Below are 13,203 nucleotides of genomic sequence, written 5' to 3' on the forward strand. Positions count from 1 at the left end.
CGCGCCGTGCGCCAGGAACAGAGCAAGCCGCTTCTCGACGACATGCACGACTGGCTGCTCCGCGAGCGGGAGACCCTGTCGAGCTCCTCCGAGGTCCTGAAGCCCATGAACTACATGCTCAGGCGCTAGGACGACTTCGCCCGCTTCCTCGACGACGGCAGGGTCTGCTTGACCACGGATGGTGTTGAGAAGCCCTGTCGTCAGTTCAATGCCACTTTTTTGGCTTCTCCTTCCAGGCCGCCACCATCCGCTCGTACGCCTGCTCGACGCGTGCGACATAGCCAGCTTCCCGGTCACGCAGTTCCTTGATCCAGTAGTCCCGACCCGGGCCAGCCTTGCCGTAGGCACGAGGCGCTCCAGCCTTGAGTGCCACCTTCCGGAGTTTCATCGCTGTGAACGCCGGTCGTGCGTAAGCATAATCTTTCCCGGTCGTCAGGACGTGCCAGATCATCACTGCGAGCTTACGTGCCGTGGCGACGGCCGCGACTCCAGGCCCATGCTTCTTCTGCATGCGGTTGAAGAAGGCCCGCAGCGGCCCCGGCGCCGTCTTGGCGGACCAAGCCGCTTCAACCAGCATCTTGCGGGCGTCACGATTGCCCTGTTTCGAGATACGACCATGCCGCGCCGGATGCTCTCCCGATTGCCGAACTCGAGGGGTCAAGCCGAAGTAGCTGCTGAGCTTATGCGGTGACTGGAAGCGTGCGATGTCGCCGATGGAGGCCAGTACACTCGATGCGACGACCGAACTCACGCCGGGGATCGTCATCAGCTTGAGAGCCCGTGGATCGTCCAGAGCCTGCTGGGCCACGACTTTGTCGATTTCCCACAGTTGCTTCGTCACGCGTTCGAGTTCCGTGATAAGACGCTGGAGCATCGCACGCTCCTCCGATGGAAGAGGCAGACTGTCCAACCAATGCTGTCCGCGCTTGCCGAAGAGATAGCCTTTGTAGGGCGGGATGAGGTTGGCATGCAGGATAGCCTTCATGCGTCCTTTGATCCGGATGATCTGCGCCAAGACGCCAGCGCGCTCGGCCATCTGGCGGCGGCGGCTGTAGGTGTCCTCGTCAGCAACCCAGACCTCCGGCAAGAAGCCAGCAGCATGCAACTTTGCCAGGGTCCCAGCATCGACCTTGTCCGTTTTGACTCGCGCATAGGCGATCGCCCGAACGAGCCTCGGATTGGCGACCGCGACGCGCTTAACGTGCGGGCGCAGAATACGTTCGACCGCCGCGCTGTTGCCCGTTACCTCGATGACCACCTCATCCTCGAGGCTGAGTGTCTTGGCAAAGGCGACAAGCCGATCGTGGACGAGATCAACGCGGAGCTGTCGGATTATTGTTCCGTCCTCCAAGATCGCCACCTGGGCGAAGGATCGGTGGATGTCCATGCCGACGATTTGCATGCTTGGTTCTCCTTTGTCTCAGGAGCCAGTGGCTTGCACGACATCTACGGATCCGGGCTCGCAGCGCAGCCGGGCAAGTCGTAGGGGCGGCCAAGTAACAAAGCGAGCTCACAGCTCATGGTCATGGCGGCCTGCCACCGTTTCGTGCTCCAGCGCCCCTATCCCGGCTTGGACAGACTAATCCGGACGACCGGTCCTCTCCACCGGGTTTGAGCGCTGAAAACATCATGCCCTTTAACAATTGCGCTGAACGCGCGTTGAGAGGCATCGCCTTGGGGCGGCGCAACTGGACCTTCGCTGGCAGCCAGCGCGGTGCCGATCGGGCCGCCATCATGCTGACGATGATCACGACCTGTCGCCTCAACGACGTCGATCCCAAGGCCTGGCTCGCCGACGTCCTCGCCCGGATCGCCGATCTTCCTACGTCGCGGCTGCACGAACTGCTGCCCTGGGAATGGAAGCTCCTGCGCCAAGCCAATCCCACCGATCAGCAAGCCGCCTGACCTTCACCCCGCCGATCATAGAACTAACTGTACCCGCGCGCATGCGTCAATCAGGCGGTCCTCGTCGTATGCGTACGCTTCAGGAATACATCGATGCCTACGTCAACGCATACAACGACAGAGCCGAACCCTTCGTCTGAACCAAGAAAAAGATCCGTCAACGCCGTTTCAAAGGTCGCCGTATCACTCAGCTCTGATTCCGGGTACTAGATCGCGCGTATGAACTCGCTGCATTGGCACCACATCTCTGTTGGCCGTCGTCGATATTGCCACCGGACGCGTCATTGGCAAATTGGCTATGGCCGCATGGCGCAAATATTGTAACGAAGAACGGCCTCATGGGGCGATCGGCAATCGACCGCGGATTTTCTGCAAAACCACGTCGGCGCAACCAGCCCGTCAACGTGACAGGGACGCAAAACTCTAGTTCTGGGTGATCCAAAGTTCGGACTCGCTCGCACTCTACCAGTTCTTGGAGGAGATGACCGGGCTCAGGTCAGTTACAAGCACCACGAGGGAGCATGGTCATCCGATCTTGAGAAAACCCGCCACATTTTTCGGATGCACCAGCAGTTTAAGCTAGAGGCGTGTCATGAATGGGAAGGATAAGATCGACAACGATCGATCGGGAGCACTGGTAACGGAGGACAGCTCGTTACCGAGATGCCCAATCAAAGGCTGCACCGAGACAAGCTGGTACGCGGATGCCCAAGACATCGAGTATCATACGTCCGATCGCACCTACTCTTTCTACAAATGCCAGCGGTGCGACGTCCTATTCATTGTCCCGATGCTCTGGGATCGCCTCGGAGAGATCTATCCGAAGACTTATTATTCTTATGCGCCTAAAAAAGGGGACGTCGTACCGCGTCAGCGATCGGCTCACCGACGCCTTGTGAAACTCCTGGCCTCCATCCCAGGCGATCGGCTTAGCGTCCTAGATATAGGCGGCGGCAGCGGTTGGATGCTCGATCAGGTCAAGTGCTGTTCAGCGCGGGTGAGCTTTACGCAATGTATCGATCTGGATGAAAGCGCGCAAGCTCAGGCGGCCGCACATGGGCATGCTTATCATCTCGGCCGTATCGAGGAGTTCGAGGCCGATCGACGCTTTGATCTAGTCCTAGGGCTGGGCCTGATCGAGCATGTACGCGATCCCGCGCTCGTGTTACGCCGAATCGAAGGGCTCCTCGCGGATCACGGCCGCGCGTTGATCATGACGCCAAACTTCGACGCGCTTGATGCGCGTCTGTTCCGGCACTATTCGTGGGTGGGCTATCACACGCCGCGCCATTTCGTGCTGTTCAACCGCCAGAGCTTTACGGAATTGGCGGAGCAGAGTGGTCTTAGCGTCGTATCGTTCTCATATATAAGAGCCCCATCATACTGGAGCGGGTCAGTGCTTGGGGTCATGCGCCGATTGGGCCTCATCGAAATCTCGGCGCAACGACCGATGTGGTATCATCCCCTGCATCCAATATTGCGGGCGAGCTTCGCCGCCTTCGAGTTTGCACGCACACCCTTCGCCCGGCTCTCGCATATGGTGTTTACTCTCGGGCGCCGCTGATTCTGGGCGCAAACGCGCCCCTAGCACGATCACGCACAATGAAGGTACAGCTGCCCGAACGACACTACAAGCCGGGCCGTAAAGGTCGGCACCCACCATGCCCCCGTCGCGGATATAAGGACGTGATGGTCTACGATCTCAATGCGTCGGCAGTGAAGCGTATTTGCGGCTCGCCACCGAAGTGATCCAGCGCGAGCTGCGCACGACGATTGATCCAACACCGGTGTGTAGGATGGGTTGGCCGAAGGCGTAACCCACCACGTCTCACCACTTGTACCCCGAAGGATGCTCGGTCTGGAACGCGCCGCATCGATGCGGTCAAGTGTTTCTATCTCGGGAGTGGTAAGGACGGTCTCAGGCCTCGCATCCGGCCGACCTCGCCCGGTCCAAAAGATCCGCCAGCTGTCGACAGCGATGAGAGCGAGCAGCTTGCGCGGCCGCTCGGTAGTCTGCAATCTCGCGTCAGGGGGCAACCAGATTTCATGACCTTGTTGAACACCTCGACTTTCCAGCGCAACGCGTACCAGTCGAGCTTTTCGCCGGCGGCTGCGAGATCGTCGATAGCAGATTGGTCACGAGTTTTCAGTCGATCGGATCGCGATCCGAAGGTGCGGCGACCTCCAGGGCATGAATGAAGCGAGGTGGGCGTGCTGGTACGTCCGCGCCGTCTCGGCCGATACATGACCGAACCACAGCGCGATCACGGAGCAGTCGACGCCATGTAACGCAATCCGCCAATCGGTGCGAGTTCAACCCGCGATGGTGGAGGTAACGGAGATAGGCACGCAAAGACCAGCACATCGCTTTGCCTGTTCCCGGGCTCCAATCCTGTCGTGGCGCTCAACATATCGGATCACGTCCTCTCGGCAGCACAGGCGGCGGCGCCGGAGCACACCTCGTACAGGAACCGTGGATCTCTTCAATTTTTCCACTGGGTACTTGCCTTTTCATGTCATATCATAGATCTCATAATTGGGTAAAACCCGTGAACTTCTCAGACACTTTAGTGCCGCCGAGAGTTTCTGCTGAAGGCAACGTGGCGCTTGCAAGGACGAAACTCTTCGCCGCACTAGAGAACGCGACGCTTTTATGCGTGAGGTCGTCGCCTCTGCGGCTACACGACCAAAGGTACCAGTTCGTATTGATCTCTGGGTTGAACTAAGTCACTGACTAGATCGGACAACTACCAAATCAGATGAGTTGAGGACGCAAGGGTGCATGGGTAATCACCAGTTCCACTCAAAATGAGCTTCTCGCTGACCTTACCCGCAAGTTTCCAGTCCTGAGTTTGCTCGGGCTGGTTGATTTACCCGGATGGGCGGTGATAGGGACGGGAGCTGGTGCGGAGCCATCGGCATAGCGAAGCGCCACATCCCGTCGCGGGTTGCAGGTGAAGGCGAACTCCGATGGCGTTTTCCATCCGAGTTGCCAGTAGGGTCGCGTATAGTTGTAGTTGGCCGCCCAATGTCCCAGTTCGGCCTGGGTCAGCGAAGTGAACAGCGTCTCGTTCAACAATTCGTCTCGGAGCCGGCCATTCATGGGGAAGACGGCCTCGCTCGCTCAGCGCCGGCGATATACTGGCGATGGACCAACCCGCTAACAGGAGCAATTCACAATGGAAGTCGCGACAATTGGGTTGGACATTTCGAAGCACGTATTTCACATCCATGTCCTCGCTCGCACCTTGCCTGGTCGGCATTGAGGCCTGTGCGACTGCTCACCACTGGGCCCGGGAGATTCGGCAGTTTGGACACGATGTGAGATTGATCCCGCCAGCCTATGTTAAACCCTACGTACGAAGAGGAGCCAAGAATGACGCCGCTGACGCGGCCGCGATCTGCGAAGCGGTCGCCCGTCCCAATATGCGGTTCGTTCCAATCAAGAGCGTCGAGAACCAGGGCTCCTGATGCTTCATCGTGCAAGAGGCTTGTTGGTCCGCCAACGAACCATGACAGCTTGCGCCATTCGGGCTCACTTTGCTGAGTTCGGTATCATTGTCGGGCAAGGCCGGCAACGGGTGGATAGTCTGCTGTACTTGTTGGATGACGAGGAACTGACGCTACCGGCCCACGCTCGCATCGCACTGGCCGTCCTTGTGAGCCAACTGAAGGAATTGCACCGGCAGGTCGAGGCCATCGAGCCCGAACTGGCTGAGATCCAGCGAGTAAATCCGATGGCGAAGTTGCTGTCATCGATTCCGGGGATCGATCCCATTATGGCCACGGCTCTCGCCGTGACCTACCGGACGCGACCATGTTCCGCTCCGGCCGGGAGTTCGCGGCCCGGCCTGACGCTCAAGCAGAATTCCACCGGCGGGAAGGATCGGCTCGGCCGGATTACGAAACAGGACGATTCCAATCTCAGGCACTTGCGTGTCATCCGGGGACGCAATGTCGTTCTGTATCCAAAGGCCCGATCCCGGGCTGGAGGCGGCTGGATCGAAGCCCTGCTTGAACGGCGTCGGCCGATGATCGTCGCCATCGCCGTTGCCATGACAGCATGATGAACACCAGCGGAGCTGGGGATCGAGAAAGCCCGAAGAGCTTTAAGCGCAACAAGCCCGCCCCGTTGATGACGCCTTGATCCGCGATCTCCATCAGGGCCAGCGGCCATGGCATCGGTCGCACAAACAGGCCGTATACATGAACGCATCCGACCGGTATCCAAAGGGCTGCTGAGATCCCTTGCATCCGCGGGGCCAATGGTATGGATCCCGCCCTCGGTGCGGTGGAATCTCGAGCGTCAACTGCAGTGAAGAAGGATATCATGCAGGTCGTTCGGATAGGTCTAGATCTGGCGAAGTATGTCTTCGAAGTTAACAGCGCGGACAACCACGCGAAAGTCGTTGTGCGAAAGAGGTTGCGTCGCGATGCGGTGGCCGGCTTTTTCGCCAATTTACCGGCCTGCCTGGTCGGCATGGAGGCTTCCAACGGGGCACACTATTGGGCTCGCGTGCTCACGGCGCTTGGCCATCAGGTCCGACTGATCAGCCCTCAGTTCGTGACGCCATACGCCACGTCAAACAAGAACGACCAGAACGATGCGGAAGCCATCTGCGAAGCGGTCGGCCGTCCGTCCATGCGCTTTGTGCCACCGAAATCAACCGATCAGCTGGCGGTACAGGCTGTCCACCGCATTCGCCGACGCCTAGTTGCTAACCGGGTCAGGCTTGTCAACCAGATTCGCGGTCTTCTATCCGAGCATGGCATTGTCATTGCCCGTGACATCGCGCAGCTGCGGCGCGGCCTCGCTGTCATCGTAGGGACCATCAATGACCGCGTCAGCGAGATGCTTCGAGCGCTCATGAGGGAATTGCAGGTCGAGTTGTCCGAGCTTGATACCCGCATTGCAGCCTATGCCGGCGGGTAACGAAAATCCGTACGAATGAGCATTGCCAGCGGCTCGGCAAAATCGAAGGCGTCGAACCTGTGACGGCAACAGCCTTGATCGCCGCCGTGGGCGATAGAAGCTGTTTCAAGAACGGCCGCCAGTTCGCGGCTTGGCTTCGCCTGGTGCCGAAGCGCAGTGGAGGGCGGGCTCGCTTGTTCGGCATCAGCAAACGCGGCGCTCGATACCTGCGGACGCTGATGATTCACGGAGCTCGTGCCGCTTTAAGCCGGGCCGCTGGCAAGCAGGATCCGCGCAGCCTCTGGCTCGGCAAAATCCGGCAACGGCGCCATCCCAATGTCGCGGCCGTGGCTCTTGCCAACAAGAATGCGCGGATCGTGTGGGCTATGCTCACAGGCGACGCAGCTTATGAACCGGCGCTGTCGGTGAAGGCGGCCTGAAGCGAAGCGGCAATCAAGTAAAGGAGGTCTCACCCGGCAATTGCAACAAACGGCAGGAGATGGCGAAACGGTCACCCCGTCGCTTCCCAAACCTGATGTGCGGACCGGCACGGCTTACGCCGATGTCTCGGGGCCGTTGAGGTGGAAGCGGGCGAAAACCATCTAGGCTCGCGGCGGAGACGTTGTCCAGCCGCTCAGGAAACCGGATATACGTCTGCAGTTGTGACCGTCGATCCTGATCAAGCCGGTCGTTGCAAATCGGGCGGGGTCCATATACGTCTATACATGAAGCTCTCAATGAAGGCGTTCTGCATGGGCTTACCCGGCGCGATGTAATGCCATGCGACGCGGCTCTGATCGGCCAAGGTCAGGATGGCGTTGCTGGTCAGCTCGCTGCCGTCGTCGCTGACCACCATTGTCGGCTTGCCGCGCTCCATCACCAGCCGGTCTAATTCCCGCGCCACCCAGGTGCCCGAGAGCGAGATGTCGGGCACCAGCGCCAGGCTCTCGCGGGTGCAGTCATCGACCACGGTCAGGATGCGGAAGCAGCCGTCGGTCAGTTGATCCGAGACGAAGTCGAGGCGCGCTATTCGTCGAGCCCATGAACAACAACAACCAGCATAGGCATCCTGCGCAGTCGCGGCCTGGACGTACGGAATACGTGATAGTCCCATCAACATGGCGCGACGCAGCTGGCGGGATGGCAACAAACGAAGGATAGGATCCAGTGACCGTTCGTATCGCGCGGCGGCGTCGGCAACCTTACGACAGCTGCTTGCGCCGACCCTGGTCGCTGATGTCAGCCCATAAGGAAAGGTAGGTGCCCGGGCGATTCGGATATGTAAGAAACAGCCAAGCCACAAGGGTCGGCCCAAACCAGCACGATGCAACCTCGGTGCGCCGTTAGATCTCTGCGTTCCCAACGAAGGAAGAAATCATGCGCCAGACATTTCGAGAAGCTCGCTGGTACCGCTCGATGCTCTACGTCCCTGGGCACAAACTCGACTGGATGTTAAAGGCGCCCAGGTATGGAGCGGATGCCTTGATGTTCGATCTCGAAGACTCGGTCGAGATTGGTCAAAAAGCTGGAGCTCGCAAGGCGGTCGCTGCAGCTATCAAGGAGCTATCCACCGGCCGCTTTGGGCGCTTCGTGAGGGCCAATGGGTGGCGAACAGGCTATCTGCTGGAAGACCTTAATGCGGTTGTAATCGCCGGCCTTGACGGAGTGGCGGTAGCTAAGACTGAAGATCCAGAAGAAATTGCCGCTCTAGACCTAGTGCTCGGGGACTTGGAGAGGTCGCGGGGGCTCCCGGTCGGCCGAATCGAGATTTGTCCGTACCCGGAATCCGCAGTGGGCAAGTACAAGCTCTATCAACTATGTATGGCATCCCTGCGAGTCAAGCGCGGCGGTGGTGCTGGTGGGCCAACGCCAGGTGGAGACATGGCTCGCTCCCTGGGCCTGCAGTTTAATGACTTGGCCGATGAGGGGATTTGTTTTGGAGCAGATTCCGTGGTGCAAGTTCGTGCTGCTGGGATCATACACGTCGAGGGCGCCATGACAGCGAAATTGGATGACCTCGACTTAGTGCGCCGAATTGGTGAAAGATCAAAGCGCATGGGCGCGTCTTGGGCATCAGCAATCCATCCTAGCCATATTCCCGTTATCAATCAGGTCTACTCGCCATCGCAGGGGGAGATCGATGAAGCCCGTGACATCGTGTCCGTCCTATCCCAAGCGACTGCCCGCGGCGAGGGCGCGATTCGGCATAAGGCAGCGCTTCTGGACTATGCGAGCGTTCGGACTGCAATGGACATCCTTAAGAAAGCTCAGGAAGTCGGAATTGACGTTGGCAACGTTCCAGAACTCGAGCTGCCATCACTTTGAGAAGCTTCGCCTGGCCGCCGACCGGGTTAGACCGGCGATTTGATGGCAAGGGCAGGAAGCCGCCGTCAGGCCCAAGATGAGAGTGGACCACCGCGCGTCTGGCACCACAGTTACCTCCCGCTCGCGCCGCTGTGTCGCCGAGGAGTTCACTCCGGCCCTCGAATGAGGCCCTTCCAGGGACCGCTGGTAGGGATCTCAAAATCCTCCACCGGCGTTTTAGCAACGCTGACGCTGGTCGGGCGAGTTCAACGCTTGGCGGGGCGCATCGGCAATCGCCCGGTCATAGGTGCCCTATGCTGAGATGGCGGAGTGTCAGTAAGGCCCAACTCGCTTGTTTGCACCGCTCTCGGATTGGGAAAGAAACAGACCCTCCTTTTGGCGTGGCGTCTTACTCAACGTCGCGAACAGCAGTTGATCGTTGCACTGTCGTCCGTGTTGCGTGGAGACATTTGCTAGGAACGTGGATGCGCTCGACGGCTAAGGGGCGGCAGCCGCGGATCGAGGATCATGGCGGCTCGGCATGTCCGCCCTACCCACTCCCATCGCTTATCTCAGCGCCCCCGATAGATTGGACGTGGCCGTCACCATGCACAGATCTAACGCGTCGGCGCTTGACGGCTTCCTCATCTAGCCAATGGAGCAGGCGCGCTGGCACAGAGCCTTCGATTTCTTATCATCTGGATCCTATCCTTCGATTCCAGACCAGATCAGGAGACGTGACCTCCAGAGGCTGCGACGACTCGCGATACTTGATTTTACAATTCAACCGATGCTTGCCGTTAACGGACATAGGAGCTGCTTACATTGCGGAGCGCAAGTCATCAGCTGAAGCGCAGATATTCATATCAATGCCTTTCATCTGGGACTGGGACCGCCGGCGATCTGATCCTAAGGCTATTTAGGGCCTGGACGATGCGCTTCAGTCCGATCGTCAATGTCCCCAGTGGGCCACCGAATGAGACTCGCAGGCCGCTGGCGTCGCCAAACGCCTCTCCCGCAGCGAAAGCCACATTAGTCGCCCGTTCTTTAATCGCGGGCAGGATGTCAACCCCGGTAGACAAAAGTGATCCACTGCCGGGTTCATGGTTCTTTCCGCGGTCGTCTCTACAGCCGCCGCATGATGGCGTTCAACAGGTGGTGCATCTGGATGTGAAGAGCGCGGTGCGTAACGCCCGCAGAGACAACGTCGAGATTGCCAGCACCCTCGTCCCGGCAGGGACGCTTGTTCCGCCGAAGGCGTATCTGGGTCGGTTTAAGGCAGCTTCATGCGGCGCGCATCTCTGCCTGGAACTCAGTGCCGTCGGTCCAGATGGTGTGGAGGATGACAGCCATTCTGCGAGCAACGGCAACCTTCGCCTTTTTGGCGCCGATCCGTTTGGTCAGCTTGCTGCCCCAGCGCTTGAGGGCAGAACCTCGCCTGACGACAGTCAGCAGGACGTTCGCGGCTTCGAACAGATAAGTCCGAACCTGATGATTGCCGCGTTTGGAGATGCGGCCAGTTCGGTCGACCTCGCCGGATTGATAACGTCTTGGTGTCAGGCCAAGATAAGCACCGACGTCGGCGGAATGTCTGAAGCGAGCGGGTTGTCGATGGTAACAAAGGCCAGAGCGGTCAGGAGACCGATACCGGGAGCGGTCATCGTTCGCCGAACAGTTTGGACTCCCTTCGCATCACCAGGAGTTCTCGATCAAATTTTTCAATTTGCTCGATTAAATAGAACTGAGCTAGGAGTAGTTGTGCGGAGATATCCTGCAAATCCGGCGATTCAGCGAGCACGGTGTTGACTTTCCGAGCCAGATTGGTCGAACCGGCCCTGCCGAGCACTATTCCAACCCCTTAGACAAGCCGTGCATCTGGTTGTCGAGGTGTAAAAGAAGGGACTTGAGCTGATAGTGGGTGCTTTGTCGCGGCAGGTGTCCGACAAAGATTTGATGTCCGACCCCAAGCAGCCGGCAACAATTTCTGTCTCGACAGAGCACTTGCATCAAGCAAGGTTTGCATCGGCGTCTTGCCGTAGCACCAGCGCCCCTGATGCGGGCGCACCTCATTGTAAGGAGCGATCCACTCATCGAGGTCGCTCTGCAACGCAGTGATACTCGGATAGATCTTCTTGCGGAACGCGACGCGATAGAACTCCTCGAGCACGGTGCGGTGGAAGCGCTCGACAATGCCGCTAGTTTGTGGGCTCTTCGTCTTGGTGCGGGTGTGGTCGATGTCCTCGACGGCGAGGTAGAGCTCGTATTCGTGATGCTCCGGATTGCCGCAATACTCGGCGCCGCGGTCGGTCAGGATCCGGTTCAGCGGGATGCCCCGCGCATCGACGAACGGCACCACGCGATCATTCAACGGTTCGGCCGCCGTGATCGGCATCTTGCGATCATACAGCTTGGCGAACGCCACCTTACTGTAGGGGTCAATGAAGGTCTGCTGATAGATCCGCCCGCCCGCCCCTTCATGCTGCCGACGTAGAAGGTGTTCTGCGCACCATAATAGCCGGGGCACTCGCTCTCGAAGTCGCCATGTGCCTTCTTCTCGGACTTGGCCTTTTCCAACGCAACGAGCTGGGCAGCACCAGGCCGTCCGGGGCCATCTTGGCCCGTCAGCCGCTTCTTGACTTTGGCGAGGTCGTGACGCAGCCACACGCACGCCGAGCGGGGAGATCGATAAGCCGCGGCTCCTGGGCTCATTGCTGACTCGCACCTGGCTCCAGGCCGGCTGGTCGATCGCCAGCTCAACGACGGCCGCCTCGACCTCCGACACGACCCGGTTCTTCAGGATTGGTTTCTTGCTACCGATCTCAATCAGCGCCAGCTCGCCGCCCTTGTCGTACAGTTCCTTGAACCGGTAGAAGCTGTGCGGCTATAGCCCATCATCCGGCAAGCCTGGCTGACATTGCCGAGCTGCTTGGCCAATTCCAGCATTCCGACTTTCGCGCGAATGACCTTCTGTTCCAGGGTCATGGTAACGTCTCCTGTGAGACGCTGCGGGCTGCGCGGGAGCGCCCCTTGGGTGAGCGCCCCTGCTCGCCCGCAGCTCCCTTCCCTGCCAGTCAGACCTTGCCGTCAGATTAAGTCGAAACTTCTACCGTCGAGGTCACGCCGCAGATCGACCAGCTTGCTTCGAGCCAAGCATCGAATGGCTCCAACTCTCCGCCCCCTTCACGGCAGCTTCCCGGTACCATCCCATGCGGGCCATTTCAGCCACCCCTGGCATCGTTCTGATCCGACTTATTGATGCGCATAGATAACGCCGCGTTGGCGTGACGCGCATCAAAGCAAATCACCGGAAAGCCCAGCGCCCTGAGCTGATGCCAAAGCCAATTGGATAGTGAGCCCGTTTCAAAAACGATCCGCTCAGCCTTGCCGGCATGGCGCCGCAGGAGCTTAGCGACCGCCTCCGGATTGGTCGGCGCACAAGCTTCGAATGTCACGTCGCCAGCCTGGTCCAAAACGCAAATGCTGGTTTCTTCCATAGAGCTGTCCAGACGAACGTACTGCCTAATAGCGCGGCTCCTTTTCGATTTGCTGACGCCGATCGTACCGATCGTCGTGTTCGCAAGAAAAAGTCAGCCGCGATTATGCCATGTTAAGCAGCCTGATTTAGCTGAGCCGGACAGATGAGCGTGCGCCAGAGTGGGGCCAATAGCAGGCACAAAAGTTCTCTGAGCCAATTCAGGATGCGGCGGAAGATACTATGGGGTGACCAGCAAAGCCGTGAGAGTATTGAGGCTGGTCATGAGCAATGGAGCCCCCCCATGCAAAATGCAAACGATCTTGGCCGGTCTTCCACGGTCCTGGAGCAGAACAGTACGCTGATCGCGGTCATCGAGATGAGCCTCTCTAGCTGGTTCGTCGCTGGAATCGTCCCCGGATTGGATCGTCATCCGTTGAAGAAGCTTGGCGCCGACGAAGACGCGCTGCTCCGGTTGCTACACCGCTGGCGCGAGGAGGCCGCAAAGGTTGGGCACGCGATCACACGCATAGCGGTCGCCTTTGAGGCCGGTCGCGATGGCTTTTGGCTGGCGCGGTGGCTGCGAGCGCGTGGCGTTGAGGCCTTCGTT

6 protein-coding genes and 7 pseudogenes are annotated in these 13,203 nt (G+C 59.1%); 8 read left to right on the forward strand and 5 right to left on the reverse strand.

Going from position 1 to position 13,203, the window contains the following annotated elements:
- Window positions 1-201, forward strand: a pseudogene (locus P0R31_RS39725) (IS66 family transposase); the annotation flags it as partial.
- A gap of 4 nt (window positions 202-205) precedes the next feature.
- On the opposite strand, the gene P0R31_RS39730 reads toward P0R31_RS39725, so the two are convergent.
- Window positions 206-1,387, reverse strand: coding sequence for an IS110 family transposase (locus P0R31_RS39730; protein ID WP_275520770.1), 1,182 nt, complete (start codon window positions 1,385-1,387; stop codon window positions 206-208).
- A 251-nt stretch (window positions 1,388-1,638) separates the two neighbouring features.
- On the opposite strand from P0R31_RS39730, the pseudogene P0R31_RS39735 reads away from it, so the two are divergent.
- Together P0R31_RS39735 and P0R31_RS39740 are read left to right on the forward strand one after the other, a co-directional pair.
- A pseudogene (locus P0R31_RS39735) lies at window positions 1,639-1,905 on the forward strand (transposase domain-containing protein); the annotation flags it as partial.
- 592 nt (window positions 1,906-2,497) lie between these two features.
- Entirely contained in the window at window positions 2,498-3,469 is a 972-nt protein-coding gene (locus P0R31_RS39740) for a class I SAM-dependent methyltransferase (protein ID WP_275520762.1), read from the forward strand.
- A gap of 1,239 nt (window positions 3,470-4,708) precedes the next feature.
- Here the strand turns inward: P0R31_RS39740 and P0R31_RS39745 are convergent.
- A pseudogene (locus tag P0R31_RS39745) lies at window positions 4,709-5,005 on the reverse strand (integrase core domain-containing protein); the annotation flags it as partial.
- 370 nt (window positions 5,006-5,375) lie between these two features.
- Between P0R31_RS39745 and P0R31_RS39750 the strand changes: the two are divergent.
- Window positions 5,376-5,972, forward strand: coding sequence for a transposase (locus tag P0R31_RS39750; protein ID WP_275520763.1), 597 nt, complete (start codon window positions 5,376-5,378; stop codon window positions 5,970-5,972).
- A 263-nt stretch (window positions 5,973-6,235) separates the two neighbouring features.
- Window positions 6,236-7,257: pseudogene (locus tag P0R31_RS39755) on the forward strand (IS110 family transposase).
- A gap of 287 nt (window positions 7,258-7,544) precedes the next feature.
- Here P0R31_RS39755 and P0R31_RS39760 read toward each other — a convergent pair.
- Window positions 7,545-7,838 (reverse strand): annotated as a pseudogene (locus P0R31_RS39760) (DDE-type integrase/transposase/recombinase); the annotation flags it as partial.
- A gap of 356 nt (window positions 7,839-8,194) precedes the next feature.
- On the opposite strand from P0R31_RS39760, the gene P0R31_RS39765 reads away from it, so the two are divergent.
- Complete coding sequence (locus P0R31_RS39765) at window positions 8,195-9,142, forward strand: HpcH/HpaI aldolase/citrate lyase family protein (protein WP_275520765.1); 948 nt, start codon at window positions 8,195-8,197, stop codon at window positions 9,140-9,142.
- 1,041 nt (window positions 9,143-10,183) lie between these two features.
- The gene (locus tag P0R31_RS41245) at window positions 10,184-10,927 is read left to right on the forward strand and encodes a hypothetical protein (RefSeq protein WP_430516895.1); all 744 of its coding nucleotides are present in this window, start codon (window positions 10,184-10,186) and stop codon (window positions 10,925-10,927) included.
- Window positions 10,928-11,096: 169 nt separating this feature from the next.
- On the opposite strand, the pseudogene P0R31_RS39775 reads toward P0R31_RS41245, so the two are convergent.
- A pseudogene (locus P0R31_RS39775) lies at window positions 11,097-12,103 on the reverse strand (IS481 family transposase); the annotation flags it as partial.
- A 236-nt stretch (window positions 12,104-12,339) separates the two neighbouring features.
- Window positions 12,340-12,615 (reverse strand): IS110 family transposase, encoded by a 276-nt coding sequence (locus P0R31_RS39780; protein ID WP_275520767.1) that lies wholly within the window; start codon window positions 12,613-12,615, stop codon window positions 12,340-12,342.
- Window positions 12,616-12,897: 282 nt separating this feature from the next.
- Between P0R31_RS39780 and P0R31_RS39785 the strand changes: the two are divergent.
- Window positions 12,898-13,203: pseudogene (locus P0R31_RS39785) on the forward strand (IS110 family transposase); the annotation flags it as partial.

It is taken from the genome of Bradyrhizobium yuanmingense, assembly GCF_029167105.1.
In the GTDB taxonomy this organism is placed as follows: Bacteria; Pseudomonadota; Alphaproteobacteria; order Rhizobiales; family Xanthobacteraceae; genus Bradyrhizobium; species Bradyrhizobium yuanmingense_A.

Excerpts from the sequence above, each read along its gene's own strand:
- P0R31_RS39730 (WP_275520770.1), bottom strand. The coding sequence starts at position 1,387 with ATGGACATCCACCGATCCTTCGCCCAGGTGGCGATCTTGGAGGACGGA.
- P0R31_RS39740 (WP_275520762.1), top strand. The coding sequence starts at position 2,498 with ATGAATGGGAAGGATAAGATCGACAACGATCGATCGGGAGCACTGGTA.
- P0R31_RS39750 (WP_275520763.1), top strand. The coding sequence starts at position 5,376 with ATGCTTCATCGTGCAAGAGGCTTGTTGGTCCGCCAACGAACCATGACA.
- P0R31_RS39765 (WP_275520765.1), top strand. The coding sequence starts at position 8,195 with ATGCGCCAGACATTTCGAGAAGCTCGCTGGTACCGCTCGATGCTCTAC.
- P0R31_RS41245 (WP_430516895.1), top strand. The coding sequence starts at position 10,184 with ATGTCAACCCCGGTAGACAAAAGTGATCCACTGCCGGGTTCATGGTTC.
- P0R31_RS39780 (WP_275520767.1), bottom strand. The coding sequence starts at position 12,615 with ATGGAAGAAACCAGCATTTGCGTTTTGGACCAGGCTGGCGACGTGACA.